Annotated in this window: 17 protein-coding genes; 13 read left to right on the top strand and 4 right to left on the bottom strand. The window is 56.0% G+C overall.

Features of this window, described 5'->3' with window-relative positions:
• Window positions 1-20 precede the first annotated feature (20 nt).
• The 6 genes from G7009_RS17880 (at window position 21) to G7009_RS17905 (ending at window position 5107) form a co-directional block, all read left to right on the top strand.
• A complete protein-coding gene (locus tag G7009_RS17880; protein WP_256213739.1) occupies window positions 21-542 on the top strand; it encodes a DapH/DapD/GlmU-related protein in 522 nt (173 codons plus the stop codon).
• A gap of 454 nt (window positions 543-996) precedes the next feature.
• A complete protein-coding gene (locus G7009_RS17885) occupies window positions 997-1161 on the top strand; it encodes a hypothetical protein (RefSeq protein ID WP_155741805.1) in 165 nt (54 codons plus the stop codon).
• An 85-nt stretch (window positions 1162-1246) separates the two neighbouring features.
• Complete coding sequence (locus tag G7009_RS27800) at window positions 1247-1807, top strand: hypothetical protein (RefSeq protein ID WP_258197973.1); 561 nt, start codon at window positions 1247-1249, stop codon at window positions 1805-1807.
• Between the two features lie 332 nt (window positions 1808-2139).
• A complete protein-coding gene (locus G7009_RS17895) occupies window positions 2140-2943 on the top strand; it encodes a hypothetical protein (protein ID WP_258197974.1) in 804 nt (267 codons plus the stop codon).
• 499 nt (window positions 2944-3442) lie between these two features.
• Window positions 3443-4291, top strand: a complete 849-nt coding sequence (locus G7009_RS17900; RefSeq protein WP_181131316.1) for a hypothetical protein — start codon at window positions 3443-3445, stop codon at window positions 4289-4291.
• A gap of 276 nt (window positions 4292-4567) precedes the next feature.
• Window positions 4568-5107, top strand: a complete 540-nt coding sequence (locus G7009_RS17905) for a hypothetical protein (protein ID WP_181131317.1) — start codon at window positions 4568-4570, stop codon at window positions 5105-5107.
• Window positions 5108-5318: 211 nt separating this feature from the next.
• Here G7009_RS17905 and G7009_RS17910 read toward each other — a convergent pair whose 3' ends face one another.
• On the bottom strand, window positions 5319-6077 hold the full coding sequence (locus tag G7009_RS17910; protein WP_308813334.1) for a hypothetical protein: 759 nt from the start codon (window positions 6075-6077) through the stop codon (window positions 5319-5321).
• A complete protein-coding gene (locus G7009_RS17915; RefSeq protein ID WP_181131319.1) occupies window positions 6074-7093 on the bottom strand; it encodes a hypothetical protein in 1020 nt (339 codons plus the stop codon). Before G7009_RS17915 ends, G7009_RS17910 begins: the two co-directional genes overlap by 4 nt.
• 519 nt (window positions 7094-7612) lie before the next feature.
• On the opposite strand from G7009_RS17915, the gene G7009_RS17920 reads away from it, so the two are divergent.
• The gene (locus G7009_RS17920; RefSeq protein ID WP_181131320.1) at window positions 7613-7828 is read left to right on the top strand and encodes a hypothetical protein; all 216 of its coding nucleotides are present in this window, start codon (window positions 7613-7615) and stop codon (window positions 7826-7828) included.
• Window positions 7829-7946: 118 nt separating this feature from the next.
• Entirely contained in the window at window positions 7947-8714 is a 768-nt protein-coding gene (locus G7009_RS17925; RefSeq protein ID WP_181131321.1) for a hypothetical protein, read from the top strand.
• 140 nt (window positions 8715-8854) lie between these two features.
• Here the strand turns inward: G7009_RS17925 and G7009_RS17930 are convergent, their stop codons facing one another.
• The gene (locus tag G7009_RS17930; protein WP_060514669.1) at window positions 8855-9256 is read right to left on the bottom strand and encodes a hypothetical protein; all 402 of its coding nucleotides are present in this window, start codon (window positions 9254-9256) and stop codon (window positions 8855-8857) included.
• Between the two features lie 204 nt (window positions 9257-9460).
• On the opposite strand from G7009_RS17930, the gene G7009_RS17935 reads away from it, so the two are divergent.
• The 3 genes from G7009_RS17935 (at window position 9461) to G7009_RS17945 (ending at window position 11013) form a co-directional block, all read left to right on the top strand.
• On the top strand, window positions 9461-9685 hold the full coding sequence (locus G7009_RS17935; protein WP_181131322.1) for a hypothetical protein: 225 nt from the start codon (window positions 9461-9463) through the stop codon (window positions 9683-9685).
• A gap of 295 nt (window positions 9686-9980) precedes the next feature.
• Complete coding sequence (locus G7009_RS17940) at window positions 9981-10355, top strand: hypothetical protein (protein WP_181131323.1); 375 nt, start codon at window positions 9981-9983, stop codon at window positions 10353-10355.
• A gap of 139 nt (window positions 10356-10494) precedes the next feature.
• Entirely contained in the window at window positions 10495-11013 is a 519-nt protein-coding gene (locus G7009_RS17945) for a hypothetical protein (protein ID WP_181131324.1), read from the top strand.
• Between the two features lie 261 nt (window positions 11014-11274).
• Here G7009_RS17945 and G7009_RS17950 read toward each other — a convergent pair whose 3' ends face one another.
• Window positions 11275-11457, bottom strand: a complete 183-nt coding sequence (locus G7009_RS17950; protein ID WP_181131325.1) for a hypothetical protein — start codon at window positions 11455-11457, stop codon at window positions 11275-11277.
• A gap of 205 nt (window positions 11458-11662) precedes the next feature.
• On the opposite strand from G7009_RS17950, the gene dnaB (G7009_RS17955) reads away from it, so the two are divergent.
• Both dnaB (G7009_RS17955) and dnaB (G7009_RS17960) read left to right on the top strand, forming a co-directional pair.
• Entirely contained in the window at window positions 11663-13192 is a 1530-nt protein-coding gene (gene dnaB, locus G7009_RS17955) for a replicative DNA helicase (protein WP_181131326.1), read from the top strand.
• A gap of 56 nt (window positions 13193-13248) precedes the next feature.
• Window positions 13249-14646 (top strand): replicative DNA helicase, encoded by a 1398-nt coding sequence (gene dnaB / locus G7009_RS17960; RefSeq protein WP_060514675.1) that lies wholly within the window; start codon window positions 13249-13251, stop codon window positions 14644-14646.
• Window positions 14647-14726: the final 80 nt, after the last annotated feature.

The following is a 14726-nucleotide window of genomic DNA, read 5'->3' on the forward strand; positions in this document are numbered from 1 at the left end:
TCGGACCTCGGATCCTTCGCGTGCTCCTACTCATCGCCAAACTCAAACGTTCGTTGACTCCGCGTCAGTACATCCGACTCCTCGACACTCACGATCTCGGCAAGAAGGTGTCCAACCGCCTCATGTCGAAGGTGGGCATCCGAACCGAAGGCAAGGTGGTCATTCGTCCGCCGTTCTACTTCGAACGGGGCAATCTGGAACTGGGGGAGGGCGCCTTCATCAACAGCGGCTGCGTGTTCCTGGACGAGGCACCCATTCGCATCGGCCGGCACGCCATGCTCGGTCCACAGGTGCGCTTGTGCACCACCAGTCACGATGTTCATCCAGAGCGTCGTAAGAGCAACGACTACACCGCACCGATCACAGTAAGCGACAATGCTTGGATCGGGGCCGGGAGTGTGGTGCTTCCAGGTGTCAGCATCGGACACAACAGCGTGGTAGCCGCCAACAGTGTGGTGACCGAGGATGTTCCGCCAAACGCGCTCTATGCTGGGGCGCCGGCACGGTTCAAGAAATGGCTCGTTGTTCCACATGAAGCTTGAGGCATAAGACCGTTCCTCATGCCGGTATGACGAGTTCTTCCCTATGATCACGCAGGCAGATCGAAATGGCGGTCTGCCGATGTCCCTCGATCGCCCAAGCTCAATCCTTGCCATGTGCGGTGCTCCCTGTTGTATAAAACATCGATCGTTGAGAAAAACCCAGGCTTCTCCATCGGTAATTGAGAAATCGCCCTGGTTGACGTGAATGCTGAGCCATGCGCGTTCGGGCTCGCCAGCGAGCGGGGCGTCTTTCTCATCCATTGATGGTGATTTCTCATTTAACGATGTAGTTCTCAAATAGCGATGTGTCTTACACCTGTACTGCCTTGGTTGCCAGGGTTCAGAATGCACGCTCAATCGTTGATAAAGTTAGCGTATAAGACAACATTACCTTTATTTAAGGTTGTCTTATGGTTTAATCTTTTGGCCTGTAGTCATCTACCAGGACAAATCAATGCGTACCTACAAAGGTTCCATCAAGACCGACGTTCAGGGCTCCGAAGTGGAGTTCGAGTTCGAGGTCGAAGACAACGCCACCCAGGCCGAAATCGAATACGAAGCTAAGCAGGCTGCCTTCGAGCACGTGGAGTGGAATTACGCGGAAGTGAAGGGTGCGTAAAGGTGCTCTAGGCCCGCATCGTGCGGGCGAACGTCAGTCTAGGCGCGAGCTTCGCGGCCCCAACCAGATAGGACAGGTGATAGAGATGGATCAGGTATATCCGCGGGAGACGCTTGAGCACAAGCGTGCAGGATTTGAGCAGGGCATCAAGACAATCGCCGTCGAGCGTTTTGGCTACTCGGGCAATGACAACACCTTCTACATGCTGATCGAGCGCAACCGTAATGGCCGCTACGCGGTTGAGTGGGTGCGGGGGGCATGGGAAGGCCTGATGCTGGCGGAACAGCTTCAGGCCAGCGCGTTGGCAGCTGGCATGGGCCCGAAAGCGCTGCAGATCAATTTCCCGGCGGCCGAGCGTGCAAATGTCAGCGATTCCAAGCTCTACAGTCATGCCGAAGTACCGAGCATGGACCGGGCCGACGAAGACTACATCGTGCACCTTACAGTGCGGGCTGCCGACCCTGACCAGGAGCGTCTCCTTGCCGATACCTGCACACGCGCCGTGACATCCGCTCCCAAAGCGCTGGCAGCCATGCACCAGGCATATGCGAAGCTGGACAGCGTCGCCTTCGTATCGGTGGAGGGTGACACCGACGAGGTTAAAAGCGCGTTGCTCGATGCCATGGCCGCTCTCTCTGTTCAGTGATGTTCCTCTCTGCGCCCGGGCGTGAAACACCGCCAGGGCGTGGGTAGAGGTCAGATAAACAGCGCCAGCGCACGCAGAGGACTCAACATGGACCAGCAGCCTAATTGGCGGGTTACCTACCACGATAACGCCGGCCAGGTGGTTATCGTCGAGTGATCGCACCCAGCTACAACTACGCCATCAGCGAGGCGTCATCCAAGGTCTTCAACGTCTACTTCCAATCAGCGAAGCGAATCTAGGTCAGATCCTGAACCACGCATCCCCAGCCATCGAGCTGGGTCGATGGCGTGGAAGCGGCGCGGATTTCGTGTGCGCATCAGGGGTGGAAGATCATGCCGTTGACCTGGAACGTTGCTTATTACTCGGGGATGTCCAGCTCTCAGGACCTGCGGGCCGCCGTTGATGAGGGTGTCCCAGTAGGTGTTGTTGCCACACTGCTGGACACCCTTAAACTCATTCGGACGCTTCCTCGACATTTGGATGCAGGCGGCTCCGTGTTCATCGACTCGGGAGCCTTTTCTGCATTCCAGAAGGGCGAGCTCGTGAGCTGGGAGAAAGTGTTTTTCGCCTACGAATGTGTACTGGCGCGGACAGACTACCCCTGGGCTTTGAGCATCGTGGCGCCGGACGTCATCGGCGATCAGTCGGCAACCCTCGACTTGTGGGCTGTGCACGCCGAGCGCGTTCGCACGTGGATCACGGCCGGCGCTCGTGTGATCATTCCCCTGCAGCGTGGGGAGCTGTCCGCCGGCGTGATGCTGGCGCATGCCAAGCGGATTTTTCAGACCGACCAATTCTGCGCGGGCATTCCGTCCAACCTAGCTGCAATGGGGGCTGAGGACTGTGCAACCCTGCACCATCACGACTTCCACTTGCTGGGGCGAGTAGTGATCAACGCCGAGTTGGGCGATAAACTGCGTGCCCTGCTGATCAACAATCCCAATGCCATTTACACCGCAGATGCAAACTGGCTTAGGTCGCGCATCAAGCAAATCAGCGTCGCTGCTAAGGACTTGCGGCAAGCGCCGCCGGATAACCCATTTGAAACCTCGCGGACCCGTGCGGTACGAGAGATCCTGCGTCAGGATCCGTATCATCAGCAACACGGCCCCTCGGAACTGACTTATGGCACATAACACTGGCACCGCTCAGTGCTCGCACTGTGGCGCTAAGTATCGACTGGTCACAGAGCACAATCGCGATATGCAGCGGCTATGTAAGGCCTGGCTAAGCCGCCACGAGCGGCCGTGTGCCACCAGGACGCCGGAGCAGCGTCGGGCTTGGGCGCAGAAGTACGTAGAGAAGACTTTCACAGAGAGCAGCTTGACGGTCGACCTGGACCACGCAGGGTTTCGAACCCTTTCGTGCAATCATGCAGATGAAATCAGTGATGCGTATCGGCCGGGTCAGCAAACCAAGATCAACACCTGGTGAAATGAACATTGCTGGCTTCTTTATCTGCGAATCGTTCTCCGTTTCTCCACATCCATCCTGGGCACCTAGCAAGGAGAATAGAGCCACCAATGCCTGCGGAGCGTGCGAGCTGGCGAGCTCTCTGGCACAGTGCTGCAGGGTGAGGGGCCATTCTCTCTCTGGTGATAGCGGCACCAGCCATTTGCAAAGGAGCTTCGAGCAGTGAAGAGCGTCGATGTTGTGAGTAAGGCTTGGACAGACACCTATGAAGAAATTGCTGCAAAGGCTCAGCGAGTGCGAGAAGTATTGGAACAGCGAAGTGTCAAGTTGAGGTCTGGCAGTGCGCTTTCGCAGTTGCTCAGCCAGGCGGACAGGCTGAGTCGGGCGTGGGCTGACCAGGTAAAACCGGACGACCGGGTCGTATGGGAAGCGGCGTACGTAAATCGACTTGCTGATGCAGTCACTAATCTGCCAGATGAACAAGGAATTCAAGAGGCTCTAAATCGAATGGCCGGCGGTGTAATGCAGCCTGACGATCGAAGTGATTCCCACCAAGGGAAGGACGCTCTCTGGGAGCTTGTTCTGCTCTCCGACTTGAAAAAACGCGGGTTCACGGCGAGGGCTGCAGAACCAGACATTCAGGTTGACTTCGGCATGGGTGACTACCCGATAGCGTGCAAAAAGATCTGGTCAGAGAATGGGGTCCGAAAGCGTGTAAGCCATGCTGCTAAGCAACTGGCACCGTTCAATAATGGCGGGGTCATTGCTCTCAATCTGGACGAGCTGGTACCTGTAGGGAAAGTGCTTAGCGTACCTACAAAAGCTCATGCTAAGGCTGTCCTCGGCATGTTCAATTTGGACTTTATTGAGCGTCATAGGAGCGCCCTGCAGAACGCTGTCATGGACGGTAAATGCGACGGCTTACTCATTTCGACCACCGCCTTTGCCGTGCTATGGGAGGAGGAAACTTCGGCCTATATCGTTTCGCAAAGCTCTATGTGGCACCTTGAAGATTCGTCGCAAGAGGCCCGCCAACGCTTCCTCGCATTCGGACACACGCAAGGTATGTAGCCAGGAGCCTGCAGCAAGCGGGAGTGCACGGGGAGGACAATATGTCTCCTGTCGGTTCACAACATAGGTGATAGGCCAGAATCCCTGATTTTTTTTGTAGCGAAGGAGACCTTTTCACAGGAAATCTGGGAAAGTCATACTCAGAGATACAAAACTGATCGGCTTGGGACCGGTGTCGCCCAGTGCGACCAAAGTGATAAGCCGAATTAACTTTGGCAGAGCGAAAATTTTCAAAAAATCATTAATAGCTACGAGAGCAAAGGAAGCCTAATACCAATGATCAAGTCACTAAACCGACGCATCGCAAAAAAAATCCACGCGGTGATAATGATGGCCCCTCTGAAGCGCGAAATGATGCGCCTAGGTGTTTGCTGCCTCTTTGCAATTGGTCTGAATATAATCTTGTTTTTTGGTGTTGCCGACGACGGCACTATCAAGCCGTGGGCAGAAAGGCCGTTGAAGTTATTTGCTTCAGCTACACTATTTTTAATCATGGTAAAAGTTGTCCTTCCTCTTCTTGCCTGGACAATTCTAAAGGCAGTGTTGCTAAGTGCAAATAATGCATTCAGCGGAATTCTTGGCTTCTTGGGGAACCAGGTTACAGGCGCTCTGTACTGCACCGGGATTGTCCTGGGATCCATAGTGCTAAAGCAATATAACATCACCGGCATACTGGACGCCGAGCTAGCCTTCATAGCAGCTTGTGTGTTTGTATCCGGGTTCCTGTGGTTCTTTATTTTCCAGTGCGCCATTCAAAACACAATGAATCCGGCTCTGCGTACACCCGCGGTCCCACGCAAGAACATTAAACCGTGAGTGGTTACTGCTGAATCCTCATTCAAGTGCATGCACCTCTCAACCGCCAGGTCCACCTTGGACTCAATACCTTGCGGAGCCCATCGTCGGCCTTGCATAACCGATGCGCTTCACACCTGATCAGTGGACGGAGTTCATCAACGCGGTCGTCGCATTCGCAGCGCCCGAACTGGGGCCGGGCGCTGAAAAAGGCTTCGCGGAATTAGCTGGATTATAAGGTCGGCTTAAGGCCGAAGGATTCTGCTATACGACCGATGATGGTCTTGAGGTCACCTCGAATCTTTAGCGCTTTGAAGTCGATCTCTTCGACCGCCAGGCGCTCAAGGAACCTCCCCATGTCCGCGGCAATGCTTTCGGGCAACTCGATCACCTCTCCAGTCAGCAGGCCCGCGAGGGCCAAGACATCGTTCCGATGCTTCCTGACATTTCGTGAGTCGACCGCTTCTCCGTTCGCCTTGCGCTGAGACAAGTCGAGCCAGGCCTTAGCTTTGAAGGGGATGAGACGATCAGCACTGATGTAGGTCAGCTCCTCGCGCTGATGGCGGCCGGATCGCAACAGCCCGTAATAGTCGTCATCGAGCAGGATTGCGCTCAAGCTCGAAACCGATTCATCGGTGGGGATTGGGGTCAGTGTTGCGTTTTCTACATGCTCCAGGCCTTCAGGTGCACGAGAAAAGAGTTCGATCATGACCGGAAAGGTTTCATCGGAGGGATTCTGGAATCTGTAGAATACGGGCCTGTCACCGCCTCTTTGTTTGATCTCATAGCCTCCGGCTTTTATGAACTCCCAGAACCTGTTTACAAAAGAGGAGTCCAGAGCCTCAATCACGAGCACGATGTCTAGGTCTTTCGTGGCCCTGAAGCTCTCTCCCGCATCTTCCATCGCCAGAGCAGAGGCAACGCCACCGATCAGGACGTAGCTATCGCGGAAATCGCGAAAGTGCTTTGCGAACAAATCTAAACCCTTCACGCTAACCAATTGACCTGCTCCTTAAGTTCATCCAGTGCAATCTGGATACGTTCGTCTGCGTTGTCTTCCAGGCTCAGAAACAGCGACGCTGCATCTGCTATGTATTCTCTTTCTGTGAGCGACGGATACGCCCAGATCTCCACCCACTCTTCGATCGCGTCCACTGCCTCGATCACCTCGAACGCATGGTTCGCCAGCATGTTCTTGAACACATACTTGGTCATGCCCCATACGGCCTGCTTTGGCTCCGCCAGCATCGTGTACTTGGCTAGGGCAGTCTCTCCAGCGATGAACACGCCAGGCATCATGGGGAACGAATTGCGGGTAATACCTATTCTTTTTTTGACGGGGGACCGTAGGTGTTGCTTGGCCTTTTCGAACACCTCTGCAGGCGATCCGTTGAAAGCGTAGGTCTTCCAGGGAAGGTCGCTTTTAGCCGGTGTAATTACGCCCAGCGATGTCAGTTGATCCACTGCCTTCGAGAGGGTCACGCGGCTGTAGCCGAGATCGCCGAGGAGAGCGTTCGTGGTGAAGTAGGCTTCGTCGGCTATCCCGGCATAGAGGCACGAGAGAAGCATGGCTTGGGCCGCGGGGAGGAGGGCGGCTAACTCGCTCTGCTCTCGCCGCTGACGGAAGCTTTCACGCAGGTCCAGCGCCAACTCCGGTATGAACATCTGGAAGCTGGGCTGGATAAAATTGACCTGGTGCATGATCAGGCTGCGGCGGTCTGGAATCGACAAGGACCAGCAGACGTACACCACTACCTGGTTGGTGACGTTGCGCACCAGCTCGATGTGCTTCTGTAGCTTCACGATGCCTGGGTACGCAACATCATCACGGGAAACCAGCAGCATCATGTTGAGCGGCGAACTGTTCCCCATTGGGATGCTCAGCTCGTAGGTCTTGTAGCTGTCTCGGATGGTGTACGGGACCCGGAGTGGCACCGGTGTCATCTGCGCTGCCACACCTAAAATGGACTCAATGTAGGCCTTAGCTTCTTCGTGTAAATTCGGCATGCTCTGGCCTCTTGTTAACTACTTTTTTTCACTGTAAACCACAGTGGTTTACAAGTCAAAAATGAGGTTAACAGGCCAGTGATTACGGGGCTTGCAGCCAAGTCGTGCCCCTCGGTAGTGGCTTCTATTCGTCACACTCTACACTGTGCACTGCACAGTGTAGAGTGTGCGACTGGAGCAGTACCTCCTAGCGACCACGCATGACAATCGCCGGCACGCCGGATAGCAACCAGTTACTCATGCAGTGTGAGCTGATATAGATCTCGAAAGAGATTTGCGAAAACGGCATGAAACGAATTAACTATAATAAGTCATGATTGATTGACATATTAGGCTACATATCTTCTCCCTGGTTACGATGTGAGTGTATCGCGTTTGGGGGGGATGAGTTCATGGCCAAAACAGTCGCCGGCGGAAAAAAAGCTGCAAAAGAGCTTGCAGCTGCTGAGATCCTTGATCAAGTGAGAACGCGAACTAAGCGTCAAGGCAGCGTTGCCGAAACTATGGAGTGAGCGACCAATGGGCATCGTGCATGAAGGATTAGAGGGTTTCGAGCTGGTTTACAGTGTGCAGATCGACAGCGGCCAGATGCTTGAGCTGCTGGTGGACGAGGTCGACTCAGGGGACTGCGTATGGCAAACCACCCTTGCGAGCGGGCAGGTTCTGACCCGTTCCGATCGCTATGAAGATCAAGCCCGGTGTTTGCGTGACGGTCTGAACAGGGTCTTGAAATAGGAGCAATCACCAGGTGCTTCCAAGCGCAGCCATCGAGCTGGGCTCTCTGGTTGTTGAGGTTGCAAATTCAGATGCTGCTGTAGCGTGTAGGCAGCGCGGGCAATCGAGTGGACGAGCGATGGATCTGAATAAAATTGTTGCACAACAGGTGGCACGAGCCGAGGCCTTAATCGCTGTTTACCTTGGTTTGTACGCCGGCAGCATCGACCTCGCCGACTTCAACCCAGGCTCGGTTAAACGGGCAGGGCCAGAGTTCAAACGTTGCGTGCAGCTGATCCAGGATCTCGCTGCCATGCCGGTGGTGAGTCAGACGACAGTCCGCAAGATGGTGGCCGCAGTGGATAGACTTGCCGGTATGGTCCGGGCACCGCAGATGATGGCGCCAACACGCGCTCTTTGGGCTATTGAGGATAGGATTCGTCGCACTCCGCTGGCGCTGGTGCGCCATCTGGCCGCAATTGCAGGGGCCGTAGGAGCGGGTGTCTGGGGGACTATCGACAGGAGTGCAGAAGCGGAAATCGGCGTGGCTCTCGCCGGGGCACTCGTGATGTTGTCTTTTGGCTGCAGCCTGAGCCATCTCCGAGATCCTGATCACACTGTTCCGAAAGGGCTGCTGGCGTTCCTGGCCGTAGGAGCACTGGTGCTCGTGACGAAGGGCGTCCTGTTCACATTCCTGATCTTCGGCGTTATCTCTGCGGGTTTTTTCATCCGTGATATTGCGGTGTGGTGCTCCAAATCGCAGACGGGCGCAGCAGTTACGCGCAATCGTGATGATGAGCTGTTCGGGGATAAGGGCCAAATCTTCACGGTAGAGGAGCTGTACGACATTAGCGGGGGTCCCGGCCCTGCGCATAGCGAATATGGCCTTGCCAAGGACGATGATTGACCGACGTCCCTTGGTTGCAGAGTGGGCGAGCCGGGGCGCCTGCGAGAATGTGTGGCAGCCGCTTGAATAGTGATGAGCTTCATAAAGCTCGGTCTCGATTAGTCTGGGAGTCGAGACCGAGCGGGTAAACCGATCCGTGTTTACTTGCCTTCTCCGTTTGCACGGGCGAGCTGTGCAATGTCCAGTGGTGAACCTTCAGCGAACCCGGCCGGCTGGTAGCACCAGTCTACGACCCAGTCCCGAACATTGCGGCGGGTGAGGGGGCCGTACGCTCGCTTTACGGCCTTGAGGCTGATCAGTCCGCAAATGGGGTTGATGATCCAAAAGCCGATGTGCTTGGCGCAGAGAAAATAGGCTGCGGCGTAAAAAATTGCTGACGCGATGTTCCCGTACATCTCCCGGATTTGAACCATTGGGTAGTAGAACGCAGCTATCGTTGCCAATGCGCAAATCATCACGAGGTGCCACTGGTTCCAGAGCTTAAAAGCCACAAAGCCGGTAATCCACCACTGTTGCCGCTTGTTCATGTCGTCCCATTTCATTTCTCTTTGGTGTCCTTTTGTCTAAGGCCTAGCGGCCAGGACGCAGGATCATATCAATACTGGTGTCTTATCTGTACGCGTTATGTGGTATTTTCTCTCCGGACAGAAATCCATGTGGGGTGATCCGTGGCGACTACAGAAAATAGGATTCGAAAACGAACGATTTACTGGGGAGTAGCGTTGCTCGCCCTGGTTGGTGGGCCGATGGCCTACAAAGGCCTTGGTTTGAGCAACCTGAGGACTGGATACTCCTCTGCGACGCCTGAAGAAATTCAGGCGGTGACCATGGATTCAAAATGCGCGACTCGGCTGCTGGTGAATGCCAACCGAAGCGCGCAGGAAATCCGGGTTAGGGATCTGGACAGGGTCAAGGAGCGCTGCGCGCTAGTTGATCGTCAGTCTGCAGCGTTCGAGGGGGCGGCACCATGATTACGCCCTGCCGGCAGCCCACCACAAATCAGATTCGTCGCAACTATGTAGTTGGCACCGTCTGCATCGCAGCTTTTACAGCGAGCTCGTTCGCATATACGTTGCCCGGCCTCACCGCAAAGGCTGCATCGTTTGTGGTTGGGTACTGGGCAGCACTGCCGTTTGTACACCTAGCTACAGGGCATGGGTTTGGATTCAAGAAAAAGCGGGCAGCAGCCTCAGGCGTAGATGGCCAGGAATGCTGTGACGCTGGTCGCGCAGATGCGGGACCCTCCCAAGCGAAGGATGAGTCAATATGAAAAGAAAACTCAAAAATGATGCACCTGGGTGGAAGACAAACTGGCTCGGTGTCTGTGAGCGTCCCCGCTTCTTCACTATCGTCACGCTCAAAGCGCTGACGATGTTTGTTTTGCTAACTATTTTGAGCCTATTACGCTCCGCAGCAGTGTTAGTAGTGCTTTTGCTACTGGTTTCAGGTATTGGCAAGATTTTCAATTCGGCTGAGTCGTTCTACCCACAAAGTTTGGCGGTCTTAGAGGGACCGTCGGACTATTTCGTGCTGACAGTCATGTGTTTGATCTGGCATGGGATGGTTTGTGATGTATTTTCTGTGCTCCGAAAGTGGCGTCAAAAGAGAAGTCGTAGTCGGAACGAAATTAAAATGAGCTGACCTCGGGGCCTGAGCGCTCGATGGGCGGGGAGGGGGCCGAATCGGTAGTGAATCTCGCGCCCTTTTCAGTCAGTATTCGGCGGGGTTGCCGGCTGAGGATGCTGGGCCCCCAAGAGAGCGGCACCAGGAGCTGAGACACTTGAATACCCAGAAGTTACTCCGTCACTACGAGGCTGCGATCATCGCTGCACCTCGGCGTGTACTGGCTGGCGACACCAGCTGGAAAAAGGACATCACACGTGACGCAGGGGTCTACGTGATTTGGAAGGGAAAAACCCCAGTGTACGTGGGTGAGAGTTCGGCACTTCGCGCCAGGATGAGAGACCTAACGAATTTTAAAAATCATTCATTCGCCAAAAAAACCTGCGCTTTGTTTGGCCTTTGCGCCAGCGACAAAAAGGGCTTGGTCAGCACATATTCGAGCAACTACGAGCTGTCCTTCTGCGCAATCCCGTTTGGGAGAAAGGAAGTCGAGGAGTACTTGATCTTGCGCTGGCGATCAACCCTGTCGAACAAAGAGACAGCACGGCTGCTGGCAGGGCCCCAGTACAGTTGGGTCGTGCCCGCGGCTACCTTCGAGACCGAGACCGGCATAACTGCGGACATCCAGGAGCTGCTGGGCAGCCATGCAAAAGAGCTCGATGGCGAATTGGCGTAAGAGCTATTGACCCTCCCTTGTTCTGTATTTTCGGCAGTCATGAAGGTCTCATGGTTTCGCTGAAATCATAGGATATTCAGTGCTTTACACTTCGCCCCACTGACCCTCCATGTCGTTTGACATTCAGTAAATCTTTCAGGATTATAGTTACGTGTTACGGCCTTTCGGCCGTTATCCGCGACTGTGCATGTCAGCTCAGGCGTTGTCATGGCCCCATCCTGGAGAGTTTGAATGTCGATCCCAACACCGAGTGCCGAAACTTCAGGCCAGGCCGGCAATGATGCTTGCCTGGAGGCGGCGTTGCAGGAATTCCGCGATAAGATCCAGGCCGCTACTGGTCGAGCAGTGCTCCCGCTTGAGTTGGCGGCATTTCGCGCCCAAGTCGCTACTTGCATCGCTCATCGGCAGCCGCGGCTCGTGCAGCTGGGCCTTTGCGACTTTCAAACCCGCTCCGGCCGGGCAACCATGATCGAAGTTACGTTCTGATCCGGCCGGCCACCCAGCGCGTGGTAGTTGCGTTCTAGGCCCCCAAACAACGAACATCGTGACCGAAACCCAGCTGTCAGCCGCAGACCAGGACCTCCAATAGGGGCTCATTGCCGCTGGCGGCTTGATCCAACCCAGCATTTTCACCAGTAAGGCCTGAGGCTTGAACGACCATATCCATCTAGCAGCTGAATACGAACAGCCCCCTAACCGGGAGCTGCCGCATTCTGTTGAAGCCGAGCAGGCCATTCTAGGCGGATTGCTGAATGACCCGCGTGCCTGGGTCCGAGTCTCTGACCTGGTCGTCGTATCTGATTTTTTCCGCGCTGACCATAGGCTCATTTTCAAGGCTATTGCCAGGCTGCTTGAAGAGGGGCAGGCGCTTGATGTCGTCACGGCACAGGAGGCCTTAGAGCGTGCAGGTGAGCTCTCCAATGCAGGTGGCTTGGCCTATCTGAAAGAGCTTTCCGATAACACCCCGTCCGTCGCCAACATCGCGTCCTTTGCTCGCGTAGTCAGCGAGCGTTCGCAGTTCCGGAAGATCATCGGTGTGTGCGAGGAGATCGAGCAGAGCGCCAACTCTCCAGCCGGCCGCTCCGCCGAAGATCTGGTGCATGATGCCGAAGCGAAAATGCTGTCTGTGGCCGGTCAACGGCCGAAGGAGGGCGGTCCGGTTGGCATCGAAACCCTGCTCAGGAAGGCCGTCGAGAAGATCGAAACCGCCCATGAGTCAGGGCTTGAGTCGCTGGGCCAATCGACAGGTTTCGTCGACCTCGATAGCAAACTGAGCCTGTTGCGTCCTGCTGACCTGGTCATCGTGGCCGGCCGGCCATCCATGGGCAAAACCACTTTTGCCATGAACATTGTGGAAGAGGCCGTTCTGCGGTCGGAAAAAGTGGTCGTGGTCTACTCCATGGAGATGCCTGGCGATGCCCTGCTAACGCGCATGCTCTCCTCGATGGGTAGCATTGACCAGTCGCGAGTCCGATCCGGGAAGCTGTTGAACGAGGACTGGACCAAGCTGACCAAGGCTGCCAACGCGCTCAACAAGAACGATCGCTTCTTCATTGACGACACGCCGGCGCTGAGCCCTTCGGAGATGCGTAGCCGCACGCGGAGGCTTCGGCGTGTGCACGGCGAGATAGGCCTGATCATGGTGGATTACCTGCAACTGATGCAGATCCCCGGATACGGCGGTCTCAACCGGACCAACGAGATTTCGGCCATCTCCAGGTCACTCAAGGCTTTGGCCAAGGAATTTGATTGCCCCGTGATTGCTCTCTCGCAGCTCAATCGCTCGGTGGAACAGCGCAAGGATAAGCGCCCGGTGAACTCCGATCTGCGCGAGTCCGGCGCCATCGAGCAAGACGCTGATGTGATCATGTTTGTGTACCGGGATGAGGTGTACAACCCCGACTCCCGGTTTGCTGGCACCGCCGAGATCATCATCGGCAAGCAGCGAGAAGGCCCCACCGGTTTCGTCCGGCTCGGCTTCGAGGGGCGATACACACGCTTCGTCAATTTGGAGCCGGGTACCCACGACTTCACCGATCAAGAAATGGGGGTTGAGAGAATTGACCCCAATCCGCGACTTGGCCGTATGCCTGTCCAGAAGCTCGTAGAAGGGGCTGCGAAGAAGGTTGAGGGGAAGGGCAGGGGGCGGCGCCGAAAAGGCGTGAGAAAGCCCCCGTGAAGCCTCCTGTTACCACTCCACTCGATAGCGCCCCCAACTGACGGAATCAGATGCACATGAACGACGATTACGCACCAGAGCAGCTCGACCTACAGACATCCTCGCTGAAGGTGCCACCGCACTCGATCGAGGCTGAGCAGTCCGTGCTCGGTGGTCTCATGCTCGATAACAACGCCTGGGAGCGCGTGCTCGATCAGGTGTCCGACGGCGATTTCTACCGGCATGATCACCGGCTGATTTTCCGCGCCATCGCCAAGCTGGCGGACCTGAACGAGCCTTTCGACATCGTCACGCTGCACGAGCGTCTGGACAAGGAGGGTCTGAGTAGCCAGGTCGGCGGGCTGGCCTATTTGGCGGAGCTGGCCAAGAACACTCCGTCGGTGGCCAACATCAAGGCCTACGCTGCGATCATCCGGGAGCGGGCGACCCTGCGCCAGCTGATCAGCATCAGCACGGACATCGCAGACAGTGCTTTCAATCCGGAAGGGCGGAATGCTGCGGAGATCCTGGACGAGGCCGAACGGCAGATTTTCCAGATCGCTGAAGCCCGGCCGAAAACTGGCGGCCCGGTAGGTGTCAAAGACCTGTTGACCATGGCCATCGACCGCATCGACACGCTGTTCAACTCCGACAGCGACATCACCGGTGTGTCGACCGGCTTCACCGACCTAGATGAGAAGACCAGCGGCCTTCAGGCGGCCGACCTGATTATCGTGGCCGGCCGGCCATCGATGGGCAAGACCACCTTCGCCATGAACCTGGTGGAGAACGCTGTGCTGCGGTCCGAGAAGGCGGTGCTGGTGTTCTCGCTCGAAATGCCAGGTGAATCGCTGATCATGCGTATGCTGTCGTCGCTCGGCCGCATCGACCAGACCAAGGTGCGATCTGGCCAGCTGGACGATGATGACTGGCCGCGACTGACTTCCGCGGTGAACCTGCTCAACAACCGCAAGCTGTTCATCGACGACACCGCCGGCATCAGCCCCTCGGAAATGCGAGCACGCACACGCCGCCTGGCCCGTGAGCACGGCGAGATTGGCATGATCATGGTTGACTACCTGCAGCTGATGCAGATCCCGGGCTCTGCCGGCGACAACAGGACCAATGAGATTTCCGAGATCTCCCGTTCCCTCAAGGCGCTGGCCAAGGAATTCAACTGCCCTGTCATCGCCCTGTCGCAGCTGAACCGCTCCCTGGAGCAGCGCCCGAACAAGCGCCCGGTGAACTCCGACTTGCGTGAATCCGGTGCGATCGAGCAGGACGCCGACGTGATCATGTTCGTGTACCGGGATGAGGTGTATCACCCCGAGACCGAGCACAAGGGCGTGGCGGAGATCATCATCGGCAAGCAGCGTAACGGTCCGATCGGCTTTGTCCGGCTGGCGTTCATTGGCAAGTACACCCGTTTCGAGAACCTGGCGCCGGGCATGTACAACTTCGACGATGATGAGTGATGACGACGTAAGCGGGTAAGGGGAGGTCCAGCGCAGTCATGTGCTGCTGCCTTCATACTCGCTGTTGAGCATCTCCTAGG

This window comes from Pseudomonas capeferrum, from assembly GCF_013523055.1.
GTDB lineage: Bacteria > Pseudomonadota > Gammaproteobacteria > Pseudomonadales > Pseudomonadaceae > Aquipseudomonas > Aquipseudomonas capeferrum_A.